This is a genomic window from Terrihalobacillus insolitus, from assembly GCF_028416575.1.
Classification (GTDB): Bacteria; Bacillota; Bacilli; order Bacillales; family Amphibacillaceae; genus Terrihalobacillus; species Terrihalobacillus insolitus.
Window position 1 is genome coordinate 1 of record NZ_JAMQKB010000015.1, and the last position, 16837, is coordinate 16837.

Sequence of the window (16837 nt, forward strand, 5' to 3'; positions counted from 1 at the left end):
TGGCACGATTGAAGTTAACAAGAACATCCGTAATGGCGTTGACATATGTAACGGCTATCTTGTTTTTATAGACTCGATTAGAGAAGTACGTTTTTGTGCCCATCGCCATTCTCCTTTCCCTTCATAATTAAATTTTATCAGAACAAATGTTCTAAGTCAAGAAATTTCATCTCCTTCGGTGGGGCGATTCATCCCCCACTTATTATTGGTGTTACCCACCTTCACATAATGGAAGTGGGGGTCTTCTCGCCCGTAAAAAGATAAAAGGTGCTATATTTCTCAATACGGATATTAAATAAGCATAATTTGACGAATATATAGTGCTTTGACTGTAGATTCTACTTTCATTTTATAGGTATAAAGTACTAATTTGCGTAATCAGAACGTAATGTTTAAGCGGTTTCATGAAAAATATTTAAAAAAACTAATGCAAACAGTTGAGAAAACTTGTATAATTCGAATTGTGGATGTTACATCTGCGTAAAGATTTAGAAAATTCAATTAGGGGAGGTCGTTTCTTCATGAGAAAGAAAAATTGGCTTTTGCTTGTACTAGCCTTAGTACTAAGCGTGTTTCTTGCAGCATGTTCTGGTGGTTCAGAAGAAGGCGAAGGAACAGATGAAGGTAATACTGAAAGTGAAAGCGAAGGTACAACAGAAGAAGGCGGAGAAGAAGCCGCTGAAGTAGAACAAATATTGCGTATCACCGACAGTACGGAAATTCCAACTATGGATCCTCAACTGTCAACGAATACAGTGTCATCACAATGGTTAGGTGCTACAATGGAAGGCCTTTATCGTGTTGGTAAAGATGGAGAGCCTGAACCAGGTATAGCAACAGGTTATGAAGTGAGCGATGATGCACTTACTTGGACATTCAATCTACGTGAAGATGCTGTTTGGTCGAATGGTGATCCTGTTACAGCAAATGATTTTGTTTATTCTTGGAGACGTGCGGTAGATCCTGATGTAGGGTCTGAATATGGTCCATACATGATGGGTGGCGTAATCAAAAATGCCAACGAAGTAGCATCTGGAGATTTACCAATAGAAGATCTAGGTGTAAAAGCTGATGGAGACTATACGTTTATAGTAGAATTAGAAAAACCAACTCCATACATGGAATCGTTAGCTACATTTACAACTTTCTATCCAATGAATCAAAGCTTTGTTGAAGAACAAGGCGATCAATTTGGCCTTGAAGCTGATACACTTGTTTTTAATGGTGCATTTGTAATGTCAGAATGGAACCATGGTGAAGGCTGGGTTCTTAAGAAAAATGAAGATTATTGGGATAGTGATACGGTAAAACTTGAAACAATCGATGTTAAAGTTACAAAAGACGTTCCAACAAACGTTAATTTGTACAATAATGACCAAATAGATCGTACTGGTTTAACTGCGGACTTTGTTGATCAGTATAGAAGTAATGAAGAATTTAAAACAGTGTTAAATCCTGGGGTATTTTATTTGAAGTTCAACCAAACTAGAAATGAAGCTCTTGCGAACGTTAATATTCGTAAAGCACTTGCAACTGCCTTTGATAAAGAAGGAATTGCTAGTACAATACTGAACAATGGATCTATTGCAGCTGGAGGTCTAGTAGCGAAAAAGTTCGTTTCTGACCCTGATTCTGGTGAAGATTTCCGCGAAATAAATGGGGATCTTTTACCTTATGACGTAGAAAAAGCGAAAGAATACTGGAAAAAAGGTTTAGATGAATTAGGAACAGATAGTGTAACTCTTGAATATTTAACTGGTGATACGGAAACATCTACAAATATCAGTGCTTTTATGAAAAACCAGTTGGAAACAAATCTTGAAGGGTTATCACTTGATATAAAGCAAGTTCCATTTAAAGAGCGTCTTCGTTTAGATACAGCAATGGATTATGATATTCAAGCGGCAGGCTGGGTACCTGATTACGCAGATCCAAATACATGGTTAAATATGTGGGTCACGGATGGTGCGAATAATAAAATGGGATTCTCTAGTGATAAGTATGATTCTATGTTAGAAAAAGCGAATAATGAGCTTGCCCAAAAACCAAACGAACGTTTCCAAACATTCTTAGATATGGAAAAATTACTTATTCAGGAAGAAGCTGCAATTGCTCCTATGTATCAAGAAGGTGTAGCACAGCTTTGGAAGCCATATGTGAAAGATGTTTTCAAGAACTTAATTGGTCCTGAATACAGTTACAAATTTGCTTATATAGAAAAATAATAGTTCCTGTTTTCTAACTATATAGGCTAGCTCGTTAGGATGAGAGAGTGTATGTCCACAGAAGTTGGCGTATACTCTCTTTCCTGTTTCATCAAAAAATTATACAATTCAAATTGTTGCGATAAAGGTATAGGAGGTGCTTGAATGGCGCGATATATCATGCAAAGAATTTTTTATTTGTTAATTACACTGTTTTTAATTGCGACGATTTCATTCTTCTTAATGAAACTTCTACCAGGAACTCCATTAACTGCTGAAGATAAGTTATCTGAAGAGCAAAGAGAAATAATTCTTGAAAAATACGGTTTGAATGATCCAGAACCAATACAATACGTAAATTATTTGGGTAGACTTGTCCAAGGGGATCTAGGTATTTCATTTCAATTTGATAATCGTGGTGTAACTCAAATTTTAATGAACAGGATTGGGCCTTCTGCTCAACTGGGTGTACAAGCATTAGTAATAGGGACAATTCTAGGCATCTTACTAGGGCTACTTGCTGCTATCAACCATACTGGATTTCTTGATTACGGTTCAACATTTGTAGCAGTTATGGGTAAGTCAATCCCTTCTTTCGTATTTGCTGGATTATTGCAGTATTTTGTCGGTGTAAAGCTAGGGTGGTTACCAGTAGCTCTATGGGATGGATTTGAATACTCCATACTGCCATCCATAGCATTAATGATATTCCCGTTGGCTACGGCTGCACGATTCACAAGAACAGAGATGCTTGAAGTTTTAGGGTCTGATTATATCACAACTGCCAGAGCTAAAGGGGTTAACGAATTAGGTGTCGTGTTTAAACATGGTCTCAGAAATGCCCTGATTCCTTTAGTTACTATAATTGGGCCATTGGCAGTGTCACTTATGACAGGAACATTAGTTATTGAACAAATTTTTGCTGTGCCTGGATTAGGTGAACAGTTTGTTTCTTCAGTTATGACAAATGACTTTCCAGTTATTATGGGAACAACGCTACTTTTTGCGTTTTTATTCGTTGTCATTATTTTAATTATTGATCTCCTCTATGGAGTAATTGATCCAAGGATTAGACTAGCAGGAGGTGACAAGTAGTAGTGGATAATAATCGGTTGTCAAAAGATTTATTCGTTCTTAAAGAAAAACAAAATGACGATGTTGATAAAATATCGAGACCTAGCACAACCTTTCTGCAGGATGCAACTAGAAGCTTATTAAGGAATATTCCAGCAATGGTGTCAATAGTAGCTCTACTTGTCATTATCATCATGAGTTTTATTGGGCCTAAAATGAACGACTATGGGTACGATGATCAAGATTTATCCAGGGCGAAAATGCCAGCTCGTATACAGTTGTTTGAAGATATTAGTTGGCTAGGCTTTGCTGGAACGCTCAGTGGTACCTTTGAAGGAGCCACTGTAGAAGAAGCAACACAAAACGCATTATCGCGCTATGGTGGCAATGAGGAATTTATAGATATAGAGATTAAAAACGAGGGTAATGGCACAAAAGATTCGGCTAAAGTCGATGCTACTTATCGAATTTATGAAGCAAAGGATATGGAAGAATCGTATTTTTGGTTTGGTACGGATTCACTTGGACGGGATCAGTGGACTCGGGCATGGCAAGGGACTAAAATTTCCCTTTACATTGCATTTCTTGCAGCGGCTATAGACCTTGTAATCGGGGTGGCCTATGGTGGGATCTCTGCTTATTATGGTGGTCGTGTTGACAACGTCATGCAACGAATTATTGAAATTCTAATTGGAATACCGAACTTGGTAGTTGTGATCTTAATGATTATTATTCTTAAACCTGGAATAATATCCATCACCATTGCCTTAACGATAACAGGTTGGATCGGAATGGCGAGGATAGTACGCGGCGAAGTTCTCAAACTAAAGAATCAAGAATTTGTGCTTGCGTCTAGAACATTGGGCTCACCTGACCGTAAGATTATTATGAGGCATCTTATTCCAAATGTAACAGGATTAATTATCATCAACACGATGTTTACGATCCCAAGTGCTATCTTTTTTGAAGCTTTCTTAAGTTTTATTGGGTTAGGTTTAGCTCCTCCTGAGGCCTCACTAGGTACGCTAATTGAAAGTGGGTTCAAATCATTGCAGATTTACCCATATATGCTCGTTTTTCCAGCGATATTAATATCGATTATTATGATTGCCTTTAACATATTAGCTGACGGACTTAGGGATGCATTTGACCCTAAAATGCATGATTAGGAAGGTAGGTGTAAGAATGGAAAACATGTTAGAAGTGAAAAATTTGAAAGTATCATTTGACACCCACAATGGTGAGGTTCAAGCTGTTCGAGGTGTGAATTTTAACTTAAAAAAAGGGGAAACCTTAGCAATCGTTGGGGAGTCAGGCTCAGGAAAATCCGTGACAACGAAAGCTCTCATGAGGTTGCTTCCAAAACCGCATGGTTATATTAAAGAGGGAGAAATTTTGTTTGAAGGAATGGATCTTGTAAAACAATCTAATAAACAAATGCAAAAACTCCGTGGGAAAGATATTTCGATGATTTTCCAGGATCCGATGACGTCCTTAAACCCAACGATGAAGGTTGGGAATCAGATTATGGAAAGCTTAATCAAACACCAAAAAATGAGTAGAGGACAAGCTAAGAAACGGGCAATTGAACTGCTTCACCTTGTTCAAATTCCAAATCCAGAGTTAAGAGTTAACCAATTCCCACATCAATTTTCTGGCGGAATGCGTCAGCGTGTCGTCATTGCGATTGCGCTAGCATGTAATCCAAAGGTGTTGATCGCAGATGAGCCTACAACTGCACTAGATGTGACAATTCAGGCGGAAATTTTGGATTTGATGAAAGATATTCAAAAGGAAATGGATACGTCTATTATCTTCATTACACATGATTTAGGCGTGGTTGCAAATGTTGCCGATCGTGTTGCAGTTATGTACGCAGGAAAAATAGTGGAAATTGGTTCAGTCGATGATGTGTTTTATAATCCTAAACATCCTTACACTTGGGGATTGTTGGGCTCTATGCCTACACTTGATAGTGAAGAAGCAGAGCTTTTCGCAATTCCTGGTACACCTCCTGATTTATTAAACCCTCCAGAGGGGGATGCTTTTTCATCGAGAAATCAATTTGCCTTAGAGATTGATTTCAAAGAAGAACCGCCAATGTTCCAAGTGTCAGAAACACATTTCGCTGCAACTTGGTTGCTTCATGAGTATGCCCCTAACATTGAACCACCGGCATCCGTGAAGAAAAGAATGAGGGGAATCGCTTCCACAGCTAGTGGCCCGAAAGGTGATGAACAGTGAGCCAAGAGAAATTAGTCGAAGTAAAAGGATTAAAACAATATTTTAAAGCAGGAAGAAAGAGTATTGTAAAAGCTGTAGACGGATTAAATTTTGACATATACAAAGGAGAAACCTTTGGTCTTGTAGGTGAATCAGGCTGTGGGAAATCTACTACGGGTAGAACGATCATTAAGTTATATGATGCTACGGATGGCGAAGTTTTATTTAAAGGTGAAAATGTACAAGGAAAGAAAAGTAAACAAGAACTAAAAAAGTTCAATAGACAAATGCAAATGATCTTTCAAGACCCATATTCCTCTTTAAACCCCAGGATGACAGTAATGGATATTATTGCTGAAGGGATTGACGTTCACGGGTTAGCAAAAAATGAGAAGGATCGTAAAAATAAGGTATATGAATTATTAGAAACAGTTGGACTGAATAAGGAACATGCAACCCGATATCCACACGAATTTAGTGGTGGGCAGAGACAGCGTTTAGGAATTGCACGAGCACTCGCAGTCGATCCTGAATTTATTATCGCAGATGAGCCAATATCAGCACTTGACGTTTCCATTCAAGCTCAAGTCGTGAACTTACTGAAAAAATTACAAGCCGAAAAGAAGTTGACGTATCTTTTTATTGCTCATGACCTTTCCATGGTAAAATATATTAGTGATCGAACTGGGGTCATGTATGCTGGTAAGCTTGTCGAACTTGCTGACAGTGATGAACTATATAAAAATGCCGTTCATCCATACACGAAATCATTGTTGTCAGCTATTCCGTTACCAGATCCAGATTATGAACGTAACCGTAAAAGAATTTCCTATGACCCAACGAACCATGACTCAAGCGAGGAACCTGAGTTTAGAGAAATTCGCCCTCGTCACTGGGTGTTGTGTACTTCAAAGGAATTTGAACAATACAAGCAAGATTTGGCTAAATAAGCTCGGTCATAAATAATGTTAAAAATAATATACTAATACTATCATTACCCTTGTCTAAGACATGGGTAATTTTTTTACACGATGACTTTTGAAGAACATTTAGAGTAGAAGTAATGACAAAAACCAACAAAGACCTACAAAAAGTTCTCCCATTATAAATCGATTTCTTTTATAATAAGGATAGGAATTATTTTGGGTTTGGATAACGAATAAATGGGGAGTTTGATGGTGATGGAGAGAAAACAACTTGCGATTTTTATGGTTCTAGGTATTCTCCTGCTTGGTTTGATTCTTCCGGTAAGCACTGCCAATGCTGCAAAATCGGAAAAAAATACCTTTCGTAAGCACTCGGGAAAAATGACAGCACTTGAGTCCTATAAGCTCCCAGAAAAAATCAAGCGATTCTCTTATGACTCAGGGGTATCCTTTGATTACCCTGACGCTGTTCGAGGGATTTACGTTACGGGACCGTCTGCTGGAGGAAGCAGATTTACAAAACTTCTGGACTTAGTTGAATCAACAGATCTCAATGCAATGGTTATTGATATCAAGGAGGATTTTGGTAATTTAACGTTTAAACCAGATACAGATTCGCCTTATGCAGAAACTGCACAAAATTTTATTGATAATCCAAGGGAAATGATAAAAACGTTAGAAGATAAAGGCATTTATCCAATTGCGAGAGTTGTTGTGTTTAAAGATTCATTCTTAGCAAAAAAACGACCAGATCTATCATTTACGAAAGATGGAAAAGTATGGACTAATGGAAAAGGGGAGGCATTTGTAAGTCCATTCCAAAAAGAAGTTTGGCAATACAATGTCGAAATAGCTAAAATGGCTGCAGAACTAGGCTTCCAAGAAATACAATTTGATTATGTTCGTTTCCCTGAAGGCTTTGAACGCCGTGATAAGGAACTTTCTTATGATCTTGGCGATTATGAAAATGAGGATTTAAATCCAATTCAAAAAAGGGTTGCAGCGGTTACTGATTTTGTTGCGTATGCAAAAAAAGAGCTTGAGTATTATGATGTAGACGTGGCCGTTGATATTTTTGGTTATTCCGCAACCATCAAAGAAGCACCAGGAATTGGTCAAAATTTCAGTAAAATATCTAGTAATGTAGACGTTATTTCTTCGATGATCTACCCTAGCCATTGGACATCCTATTTTGGGATTGATTTTCCTGACAAAGAACCATATCGCTTAGTAACGGAATATGCAAAAGTCGAAAATCAAGTGTTAGGAAAACTACAAAACCCACCGACATCCAGACCATGGATTCAAGATTTTGAAGCACCATGGCTCTATTCAGGTCCTGCAAAAGAGTATGGGAAAAAAGAAGTAGAAGCACAAATTAAAGCATTAAACGAAAATGGAATTAACGAATTTTTGTTATGGAATCCAGGTAATAACTACACGCCAAACGTAGATTATACACCATTAGATGAATGAATTAGAAAGCGCGCCTGTTATTATGATAGGTGTGCTTTTTTTTGGACGATATTTCTGTGTTATTTCGTACTTTTTGAACCCCACTTTTAATTTGCCATATATATTTTACTTCAAAAAGTCCTTATTAAGCCAAATAATAAGGAATGAATCCAAATATTTCTGTTAATGATAGAAAAGAGTCATTATAAATGTTCTTGCTTTGGAAAACGTAAACATACAATCTTTAGCAAAAGTTAACATGTGTGTATCTTTTCGTTATAATAACAGAGTATGCTTTACGCAATTCGAACAAAAAAGGAGTAGATCAATGAATTGGTATGAAAAGTTAAACAAATATTTCCCAGTAGAAGAAATGAAATCAAAAAAACATATGGAAATGCTTTTACAAGAAAAAGGAGACGTCTATTATAAGGATGAGGGTTCTAACCATGTCATGATGTATGCAGAGTTCCCATCGTTTCTATTTATCGATTATGTATATGTTTCTGCAGACGCGCGTGGACAAGGATTAGGCCACAAACTAATTGAAAAACTTAAATCAAAGGAAAAACCGATCATCCTTGAAGTGGAGCCTGTTGATTATGAAGAAACAGATACAGAAAAGCGGCTACGTTTTTACCAGCGTGAAGGCTTTGTACATGCACAATCGATTGGTTATAATCGGCGATCTTTAGCAACGAATGAGGAAACACCACTTGAAATCTTGTATTGGTCCCCTGAAGAAGAGTCTGAGGAAGAAATTTATAAAAAAATGAAAACGATGTATGAAGATATCCACACATACAAAGATAAGGAATTATACGGAAAATCCTACCAACCAGTTGAAGAGGTATTAACTTATGATGATAACCTAAATTCTAACAACATTTTTAATGGACTGAACGAAACAGAAAAGGCATAGGATGTTTGGCCCCCCAATTTAAAGGGGGGATTAGCACTTAAGGAAAAACAGTTATTTGTGAAAATATTATCAACTTTTTTAATAAAAAAGGTTTAATTGATAATGAATAGGGTATCGTAAGTGTAGTTACATAAATTTAATAAAAAATGCACGATGAAAGGGTTTTCATTGGTTTTAATCGTCGTAATAGGGTATTCATGGCTTGACAATTATAGTATACTTGTACATAGAAGAGGGTAAATTAAAGTAATTTTAATTTAATAAAATCTTCAATGTTCATGATTTGTTTAAATACCACATTTGTATATGAGGAGTGGAGTTCATATGGTAACACTTTATACCTCACCAAGTTGTACATCATGCCGTAAAGCGAAAGCATGGCTAGAAGAGCACGATATTCCTTTTAGAGAAAGAAATATTTTCTCTGAATCTCTTTCGTTAGATGAAATTAAAGAAATTCTACGTATGACGGAAGATGGAACGGACGAAATTATTTCTACAAGGTCGAAAGTATTCCAAAAATTGGATATGAATTTAGATCAGTTACCTTTAAAAGACCTATTTAATCTTATCCAAGACAATCCTGGCTTGCTTCGCCGTCCAATTATTCTAGATGAAAAGCGTCTTCAGGTTGGTTATAATGAAGATGAAATTAGACGTTTTCTTCCTCGAACAGTTCGGACATTTCAGCTTAGAGAAGCACAAAGAATGGTGAATTAGTTGATAAAGCGCAGATCATTTCTACAATTGGATCTGCGTTTTTTACTATCATTTCGGGTATCACTTCAAAGCATGAATATTTTAGCCCTTTGTTTCTTGTATGTGTATAACTGTTAATAATTCTCTTTTCATTTTGTGCGTTTTTTTGATGACAAATGGAGGTAAATAAGCTAAAATAAACACTTAACAATAATTTATAAATCTTTAGGCAAAGTTATCATTTTTTAGTTTGTAGGCATTTCGGTTTTCAAAAATTGATTTGTTATCATAAAATAGGAGTAAGAGAGGTAGAAAATTGGCTCGATCTACCCAAAGTTCTTTATATGGTAGCATATAGGTGAAGTTATCCCTTCCACCTAACCATTTTTAGAAGGGAGAGATATGTATGGAAATTGAAAGAATTAATGAAAACACGGTTAAGTTCTATATTTCTTATATAGATATTGAAGATCGTGGCTTTGACCGGGAAGAAATTTGGTATAACCGAGAGAGAAGCGAACAATTATTTTGGCAAATGATGGAAGAAGTTAACCATAAAGAAGAGTTTACTATAGAAGGACCATTATGGATACAAGTACAGGCTCTAGATAAGGGTCTAGAAATTATCGTTACGAAAGCACAACTATCAAAGGACGGACAAAATTTAGAATTGCCAATGGATTCTGGCAAAACAATTGATATGCCCGTTGATGAAAAAATTGAGTCGTTACTCGATCAAAAGTTTGGCTCAGAAGAGGAAAATGAACTGGATGATGATCAAAGCATTAGTTTCCTTGTTCGATTCCAGGATTTTGAAAATGTCATTCAGTTGAGTCATTACTTTCCGACGTTGGAAGGGATGTTCAATGGTCTTTATCATTTTGAAGATCGATACTATTTATATGTAGAATTTGAAAACGAAGAATTGGATGATGAAAAACAGGAAGACCTGCTCAGTCAGCTTCTTGAATTTGGCGAGGAATCACCATTGTCCATTTTCAGAATCGAAGAATACGGGAAAACAATTTTTGAAGAAGATGCATTAACACAAATAAAAGAACATTTCCCGCAAAAGTAAAAGGCATTCCCCAACAGAATGCCTTTTTTTTATATGAAAAAGTGTAGGTTGAAGCAGGATTTCCTCCCTCTCATAGAGAATAAATAAAGGGGAGGTGAGCTTGACAAGTATGCTACAAGCACATGACACGTTGAACAATGTAGTTAGCCTATTTAGTTTAGATCAGGAAACGATCGTACGCCATAAACGGAAAGGTCTTTTTTACTGTCCTGTTTGCAAGGAAAGGGTAGTAATAAAATCTGGAGGCAAAATGGTCCCGCATTTTGCACATTTACCTAGGAGTGCATGCTCTGAAAAAGGTGGCGGAGAGGGAGAATACCACGAACGAGGGAAACTAAAGCTGTATGAATGGATAAAAGCGCAAGGGATTCATACGAAACTAGAACCTTTTCTGCCCTCCATTCAACAACGCCCCGATTTACTACTCTCTATTCAAAACAAACGCATCGCAATAGAATACCAATGCGCAAGAATTCCAGCAGAAACATTTAAGAAAAGAAATATTGGGTATAAAAAATGTAACATCCATCCGATTTGGATCTTAGGTGGAAACAGAATGAATCGGCTAGATGGAAACACCCTTTCCCTCCATGAAAACGACCGTCTGTTTATTCATCAATTTACTTCGGGTTTTCCCCTTACGATGTATTTCTATTGTCCAAATTCAAATAAGCTATCTTTTTTTCAAGATATTATTTGCACAGGAAAGAAAAAATCATTTGGAATCATCTCCTTTCAGCATCTTCATCATCTATCTTTTCTCGACCTTTTTCAAAAAAAGACATGGAATCAAACACAATTACTCGCACATTGGCAGTGGGAAAAATACACACAAAGAACAAGATACAGTCCTTATCCTTCTAAAATGGAGCGAAAATGGAGAGGTATATTATATCAAAAAAATTTGCACCCAGTCCTACTGCCCTCAATTACACATCTACCTACAAGAGGTCAGCTTCAAGCGAAAGTACCTCCCTGGTTATGGCAGAGTAAACTTGTAGTGGAATTAATTGAAGTCTTACCAGTAGGTGCTATTTTCACAAGAAACAATTGTTATGCGCTTTTAAAACAGTTATTCTATCCTCCTTCGCGTTTCCCATTGATACAACAAATTCCTAATGCAATTGATTCCTACTTGCATCTCCTTACCAAACTGGAATATATTAAACCGACTTCCAGTTTTCATTTTCAAAAAATCAAACAGATCGATTATCCAAAACAGGTTGAAAAAGCAATTCAGGATGACAATGCACTAATGGAACAATTGCTCGTACAAAACGACGCGAATGTTTATGTAACATTTTAGATATAATAGAAAAAGTAGGACAAATAAAAAGGGATTTTATCTTTTATAAAGAAATAATGGGTATATAGAAAAAAGGAGGATTTATTTTGCCAAAAGCATTGCCAAAACGGGAAGAGATTTCCGTTGAAAAGACTTGGAAACTAGAAGACATTTTTGAATCAGAGGAAGAATGGGAGCAGGAACTTAAAGCCTTAAAAGAAAAAATCCCATCATTTGGACAGTATCAAGGAAAACTTGCTGGATCAGCTGATCAGTTATACGATCTACTACAGCTTCAGGACGAGGTGTCAGAGCGACTTGGAAAGCTTTATACGTATGCACATATGCGCTATGATCAAGATACAACGAATTCATTTTACCAAGGAATGAATGCGAAAGCGGAGAAACTAATTACGCAGCTGTCAAGTGCAACGAGCTTTATTGTTCCTGAGATTCTATCGATCGATGAACAAAAGCTACAGGAATACGTTAACAATAATAAAAAGCTAGAACCATACAAACATACTTTAAATGAAATTACCCGGCAGCGCCCACATATTCTTAGTGAAAAAGAAGAGGAATTGCTAGCCGAAGTTTCAGAGGTGACTGACAATGCATCCCAGACGTTTGGGATGTTAAACAATGCGGATTTAACATTCCCTACTGTTAAAAACGAAGAGGGGGAAGAAATTGAATTAACGCATGGCCGTTACATTAATTTCTTAGAATCCGACGACCAGCGAGTCAGAAGAGATGCATTTAAAGCAATGTACGACACATTTGGTAACTTTAAAAACACATTCTCTTCTACACTGACTGGGGCAATTAAAAAGGATAATTTTTACGCGAAAGCACGAAACTATAATTCTGCACGTCATGCGGCGCTTAATGGTAATAATATTCCTGAAACAGTATATGACAATCTTGTCGAGGCAATAAATGAACGATTACCACTACTGCACAGATACGTAGCCTTAAGAAAACAGGTTTTACAGTTAGAGGAGCTTCATATGTATGATCTGTATACACCACTTGTGAAAGATGTAAAGATGAAGATAAACTACGATGAAGCAAAAGAGTATGTAGTAAAAGGATTAGAGCCACTTGGATCAGAATATATCTCAATTTTGAAGGAAGGACTTGAGAACCGTTGGATTGATGTTGAAGAAAACAAAGGAAAGCGAAGTGGCGCATATTCATCGGGTGCTTATGGTACGAACCCGTATATTTTGTTAAATTGGCAGGACAATTTAAACAACGTGTTTACACTTGCCCACGAATTAGGTCACTCTATGCACAGTTATTATTCAAGAAAGCATCAGCCGTTTCGTTATGGCAACTATTCGATTTTTGTTGCGGAAGTAGCTTCTACATGTAATGAAGCTTTATTAAATGACTATTTGGTCAAACATACAGAGGATGAGAAAGAAAAATTGTTCCTACTTAATCATTTCTTAGAAGGCTTTCGTGGAACAGTATTCCGGCAGACCATGTTCGCAGAGTTTGAGCACCGTGTACATGTACTCATGCAAGAAGGAGAAGCACTAACATCAGATCGCTTGACAGAGCTTTACTACGAATTAAACAAAAAATACTTTGGCGATGATGTGATTGTTGATGAAGAAATTGGCTTAGAATGGGCAAGAATTCCACATTTCTACTACAATTATTATGTGTACCAGTATGCGACGGGATATGCTGCTGCAACAGCTCTTGCCAACCAAATACTAGATGAAAAAGATCCTGCGGTAGAGCGCTATGTAAACTTCTTAAAAGCAGGAAGTAGTGACTACCCAATAGAAGTACTGAAGAAAGCTGGAGTAGATATGACTGATAAAAAGCCAATCCTAGCAGCATTAGATGTATTTGAAGAGAAATTAACCCAAATGGAAAACCTATTAAAATAATAGTATGACATAAATGAATGTCACATATGTGACATTCATTTATGTATATAATTGGAATTACGATCTTGACCCTCGATACACTCTCTGATGCGTGAAAGAGTATATCGTTAAATAAATCGATACGAATAACAATGGTACAGTTATAATAATTGGAATTAATCGCATGAATCCAAGAAGATTTAAGAAGAAAGCGACGATCGTCAATAGTAGGAAGAATGTAGGGAAATATTTTTGCATGCTTTCCACCCCCAAATGTTTTTAATATATACTTATGTATGAATAGATATAATTAGAAGTTTGACATTTTTGTGAACTAATGAACAAAATAGTTGATCACATCATTGTTCCTTGTTATAGTATAAACGTGAGATAATTCACAAACAAACCCCTTTGTTTAACCGTGAAACTTTTCTCTCATCCCCCTTTGTCTTATGACATATAAATTAGAAGGATATACCTTTTTGGTGTATCCTTCTTTGTTTTTGTATAGGAGTGGGAATAGTTCTTTTTCTTAAAATAGCGGCTTCTCAGTCCGATCAGTATTTGTAGCGGTCTCAGAAGCCTCTATTCGGCAAAAATCTATGGTTTTGGTAAGTTTAGGGGAATGAGAGGCTACCAATTGTCAAAAAATTAGCCGCAAATAGCCTGTTTATAGCAAATAGGGTCCTGTGATTATATATGCTACTATAAGAATGTGTATATTGTAGTAAATGTTGAAAACGAGCACATTATTTCAGCATCCTATTTTTAAATTATTCCAGGAAATCTGAACTAATGTGCAAATTTTTTCACGTTAGTTCGGAATATGAAATACTTTGTTCAGATTAATCCAGACTTTAAACTGATTTTCACCAATATTTTGCGGAAAACATATGTTAAGCAAAATTCAAAACAAATTCATAGGATTAAGTTAATATAAAAACCGTATCATTAATGATACGGTTAAATAATAATTTCTTATTTTCAAATTTTAGTATAAAGAATAAGTGTAACTTATACTAACTTCATCTCTAGCATAATAGTCGGTCGAAGTAGTTTGGGATACTGTAAAACCAACTTGCTGAAGAGCATCTATAGAAAATTCACCGGATGTACTCGATGTTGTTTTTATCGTAACTGTGGCTGTACCAGAAGTCATGATTTCAGTAGTAGGCCAACTACCTGATGTTGAAATTGAATTAGAATGTTCATTCTCATGATACCAATTTCCAGAACTTGCTTCTGACCAATAAGTATCTAGTACCTCGTTTATTTGGCGGAATGAACCATAAGAATAAATTCTTAATGAAGTATATAATCTTGATTCTACTGGACCTACTGCTTTATCTTCGTAAATATTTGATATGTAATATGAGCCAGAGGTAGCTTGGTAATCTGAAGCCATCAACATATTACTTTTAACTTGGTTATCAGGAGTTATAACTTCACCATATGTTTTTAAAAGTTCCCCAGATTTTTTATCATATACTTTAATCTCTGCACTGTTTTCATCTTCATCTTTTGCTATATTAACTTCAGACTTTTCATAAGGGATAGTAATGAACAAGCTCTTCAATTTTACCTTGGATTCTGATTTCCCCTGTGCATTAGCCATTCCAGGGATAAACAATGAAACTAGCAATGTGGCAACCAAAAATAAAGATAGTTTTTTTCTTGATACTTTTAACATATTTACCACTTCTTAACAATTTGATAGTTTTATAATATAACAAAAAACTAATTTTGTCAAAAACAGATTTTTTGTGTAAAATCGTAGTACAAACTTTTTAAGGAGTGGTTCAGTTGGAAACCCAATATATTAACAAATTTATTAATAGAATCCAAGAGTTGAAGGATGTGACACGCTATTCATATGAATCAATTTCAAACTCTATAGATAATTTGGCAAGTACTCAAGAAACAACTAATATTCTTTTGATAGTTTTAATAGTTATATCTGCGATAAATACGTATTTAAGTTGGAGAAGACGTAAGAAAGACTAAAATATAATTATATTTTAGTTCATTTATCGGGAAACGTCTTAAACTTTGGAAAATACGAGAAAAAATAACTATTTTAAAATATTAATAAAATAGTTATTTATCCTTATTGTAAAAGTCTATTTTCAAGTTATGTGAATCTTTAGTCCCGATTTTGAACAAAGCAGATCTTAATATAATACCAGAAAAAGGGTACTTATTTATTAGGATTGTGCTAGCAAGATGCGGAAAACATACGCTAAGGGTTTGTTCAGAAAATCAGGAATTACTGAACATCCTATGAATAAAGGGTTTACATGGTTTATCCTTTTAGAATTGTTCAATAACCCATCTAATAACCTATGGACAGAAAAAACTAAAACACCAAGTTTTTGAATACTCTCAATTGCCTTAGTGTTTGAAATCCTATGAATTTGCTTGTCAAATTTTGCTTAGCGTATGCTTCCCGCAAAATGTATTTTTCAGTCGGTTTCCAAATAGTAAGTAATTTATGGTTAATGTGTTAATAACACTGTGATTGCAAGGCAATGAGTTCAATTGCTGCTTTCGTAAAAATTGACATCTTAGCTCTTGCAAGCTTCATATGGTGATTAAAATATTATGCTGAATAATCTTCTGATCACCTGTAACCAAACGGTTTGCGATGGACTTTTCGGCATAGTGTTTTCTTTTAATCTAGACTATAAAGTGATTTTTTAATATCTTGATTTTTCCAAATAGTACTTCTTCTGCTACCTCGGGACTTGTTTTCTTCATGGCATCATGAATCATATCTAACGTTGCAAAAGCATGGAAGTTCGATGTTGTTGATAGACTTTGATGACCAAGCATTTTCATGATGACTGTTAGGGGTATAACTTGTCGGTATAACTTCATAGCCCTTTATTTCCTGATTAAGAGACAGTGAACATGCTCTGGAATTTCAGGACAAATCGTTCTTACTTACAAGAAATGATGGCTTTTTTCTGAAAATAACCGCTTCTCAGTCCGCTTAACCACAGAAATCAGATAAAAAACTCCACGTCATGGAGACATGGAGTTTGTTTCATAATCGATGTACTCAAAAGGCACCATACGTAACAAA

The 16837-nt window shown here is 35.9% G+C and carries 13 protein-coding genes; 11 read left to right on the forward strand and 2 right to left on the reverse strand.

The features are described 5' to 3' along the window. The first annotated feature begins 521 nt into the window (after nucleotides 1–521). The 11 genes from NC797_RS13050 to pepF all read left to right on the forward strand — a co-directional run bounded on the left by NC797_RS13050 (nucleotide 522) and on the right by pepF (nucleotide 13773). Nucleotides 522–2225: a peptide ABC transporter substrate-binding protein gene (locus NC797_RS13050; protein ID WP_272437236.1), complete on the forward strand. Its 1704-nt coding sequence runs from the start codon at nucleotides 522–524 to the stop codon at nucleotides 2223–2225. Nucleotides 2226–2369: 144 nt separating this feature from the next. Next, nucleotides 2370–3299: an oligopeptide ABC transporter permease gene (gene opp3b, locus NC797_RS13055; RefSeq protein ID WP_272437237.1), complete on the forward strand. Its 930-nt coding sequence runs from the start codon at nucleotides 2370–2372 to the stop codon at nucleotides 3297–3299. A 2-nt stretch (nucleotides 3300–3301) separates the two neighbouring features. Next, nucleotides 3302–4447, forward strand: coding sequence for an oligopeptide ABC transporter permease (gene opp3C / locus NC797_RS13060; RefSeq protein ID WP_272437238.1), 1146 nt, complete (start codon nucleotides 3302–3304; stop codon nucleotides 4445–4447). A 16-nt stretch (nucleotides 4448–4463) separates the two neighbouring features. Beyond that, a complete protein-coding gene (locus tag NC797_RS13065; RefSeq protein WP_272437239.1) occupies nucleotides 4464–5522 on the forward strand; it encodes an ABC transporter ATP-binding protein in 1059 nt (352 codons plus the stop codon). Next, nucleotides 5519–6451, forward strand: coding sequence for an ABC transporter ATP-binding protein (locus tag NC797_RS13070; protein WP_272437240.1), 933 nt, complete (start codon nucleotides 5519–5521; stop codon nucleotides 6449–6451). The genes NC797_RS13065 and NC797_RS13070 overlap by 4 nt, the downstream gene beginning before the upstream one ends. Before the next feature lie 231 nt (nucleotides 6452–6682). Then, nucleotides 6683–7903, forward strand: coding sequence for a putative glycoside hydrolase (locus NC797_RS13075; protein WP_272437241.1), 1221 nt, complete (start codon nucleotides 6683–6685; stop codon nucleotides 7901–7903). A 307-nt stretch (nucleotides 7904–8210) separates the two neighbouring features. Continuing rightward, nucleotides 8211–8804 carry a GNAT family N-acetyltransferase gene (locus tag NC797_RS13080; RefSeq protein WP_272437242.1) on the forward strand — a complete coding sequence of 198 codons (594 nt, stop codon included), beginning with the start codon at nucleotides 8211–8213 and terminating at the stop codon, nucleotides 8802–8804. Between the two features lie 324 nt (nucleotides 8805–9128). Continuing rightward, complete coding sequence (gene spxA, locus NC797_RS13085) at nucleotides 9129–9524, forward strand: transcriptional regulator SpxA (RefSeq protein WP_272437243.1); 396 nt, start codon at nucleotides 9129–9131, stop codon at nucleotides 9522–9524. Between the two features lie 385 nt (nucleotides 9525–9909). Next, nucleotides 9910–10581 carry an adaptor protein MecA gene (gene mecA, locus NC797_RS13090; RefSeq protein ID WP_272437244.1) on the forward strand — a complete coding sequence of 224 codons (672 nt, stop codon included), beginning with the start codon at nucleotides 9910–9912 and terminating at the stop codon, nucleotides 10579–10581. A 109-nt stretch (nucleotides 10582–10690) separates the two neighbouring features. Then, nucleotides 10691–11887 (forward strand): competence protein CoiA, encoded by a 1197-nt coding sequence (locus tag NC797_RS13095; RefSeq protein ID WP_272437295.1) that lies wholly within the window; start codon nucleotides 10691–10693, stop codon nucleotides 11885–11887. Nucleotides 11888–11973: 86 nt separating this feature from the next. Further along, complete coding sequence (gene pepF, locus NC797_RS13100; protein WP_272437245.1) at nucleotides 11974–13773, forward strand: oligoendopeptidase F; 1800 nt, start codon at nucleotides 11974–11976, stop codon at nucleotides 13771–13773. Between the two features lie 970 nt (nucleotides 13774–14743). Here the strand turns inward: pepF and NC797_RS13105 are convergent. Then, nucleotides 14744–15442: a hypothetical protein gene (locus tag NC797_RS13105; protein ID WP_272437246.1), complete on the reverse strand. Its 699-nt coding sequence runs from the start codon at nucleotides 15440–15442 to the stop codon at nucleotides 14744–14746. Between the two features lie 986 nt (nucleotides 15443–16428). Further along, nucleotides 16429–16629, reverse strand: coding sequence for a site-specific integrase (locus NC797_RS13110; RefSeq protein ID WP_272437247.1), 201 nt, complete (start codon nucleotides 16627–16629; stop codon nucleotides 16429–16431). Nucleotides 16630–16837 lie beyond the last annotated feature (208 nt).

What these genes read in the sequence shown, in the direction of transcription:
- NC797_RS13065 (WP_272437239.1), top strand. Translation starts at nt 4,464, where the DNA reads ATGGAAAACATGTTAGAAGTGAAAAATTTGAAAGTATCATTTGACACC.
- spxA (WP_272437243.1), top strand. Translation starts at nt 9,129, where the DNA reads ATGGTAACACTTTATACCTCACCAAGTTGTACATCATGCCGTAAAGCG.
- NC797_RS13095 (WP_272437295.1), top strand. Translation starts at nt 10,691, where the DNA reads ATGCTACAAGCACATGACACGTTGAACAATGTAGTTAGCCTATTTAGT.
- mecA (WP_272437244.1), top strand. Translation starts at nt 9,910, where the DNA reads ATGGAAATTGAAAGAATTAATGAAAACACGGTTAAGTTCTATATTTCT.
- NC797_RS13075 (WP_272437241.1), top strand. Translation starts at nt 6,683, where the DNA reads ATGGAGAGAAAACAACTTGCGATTTTTATGGTTCTAGGTATTCTCCTG.
- NC797_RS13050 (WP_272437236.1), top strand. Translation starts at nt 522, where the DNA reads ATGAGAAAGAAAAATTGGCTTTTGCTTGTACTAGCCTTAGTACTAAGC.
- NC797_RS13105 (WP_272437246.1), bottom strand. Translation starts at nt 15,442, where the DNA reads ATGTTAAAAGTATCAAGAAAAAAACTATCTTTATTTTTGGTTGCCACA.
- opp3b (WP_272437237.1), top strand. Translation starts at nt 2,370, where the DNA reads ATGGCGCGATATATCATGCAAAGAATTTTTTATTTGTTAATTACACTG.
- NC797_RS13080 (WP_272437242.1), top strand. Translation starts at nt 8,211, where the DNA reads ATGAATTGGTATGAAAAGTTAAACAAATATTTCCCAGTAGAAGAAATG.
- NC797_RS13110 (WP_272437247.1), bottom strand. Translation starts at nt 16,629, where the DNA reads ATGAAGTTATACCGACAAGTTATACCCCTAACAGTCATCATGAAAATG.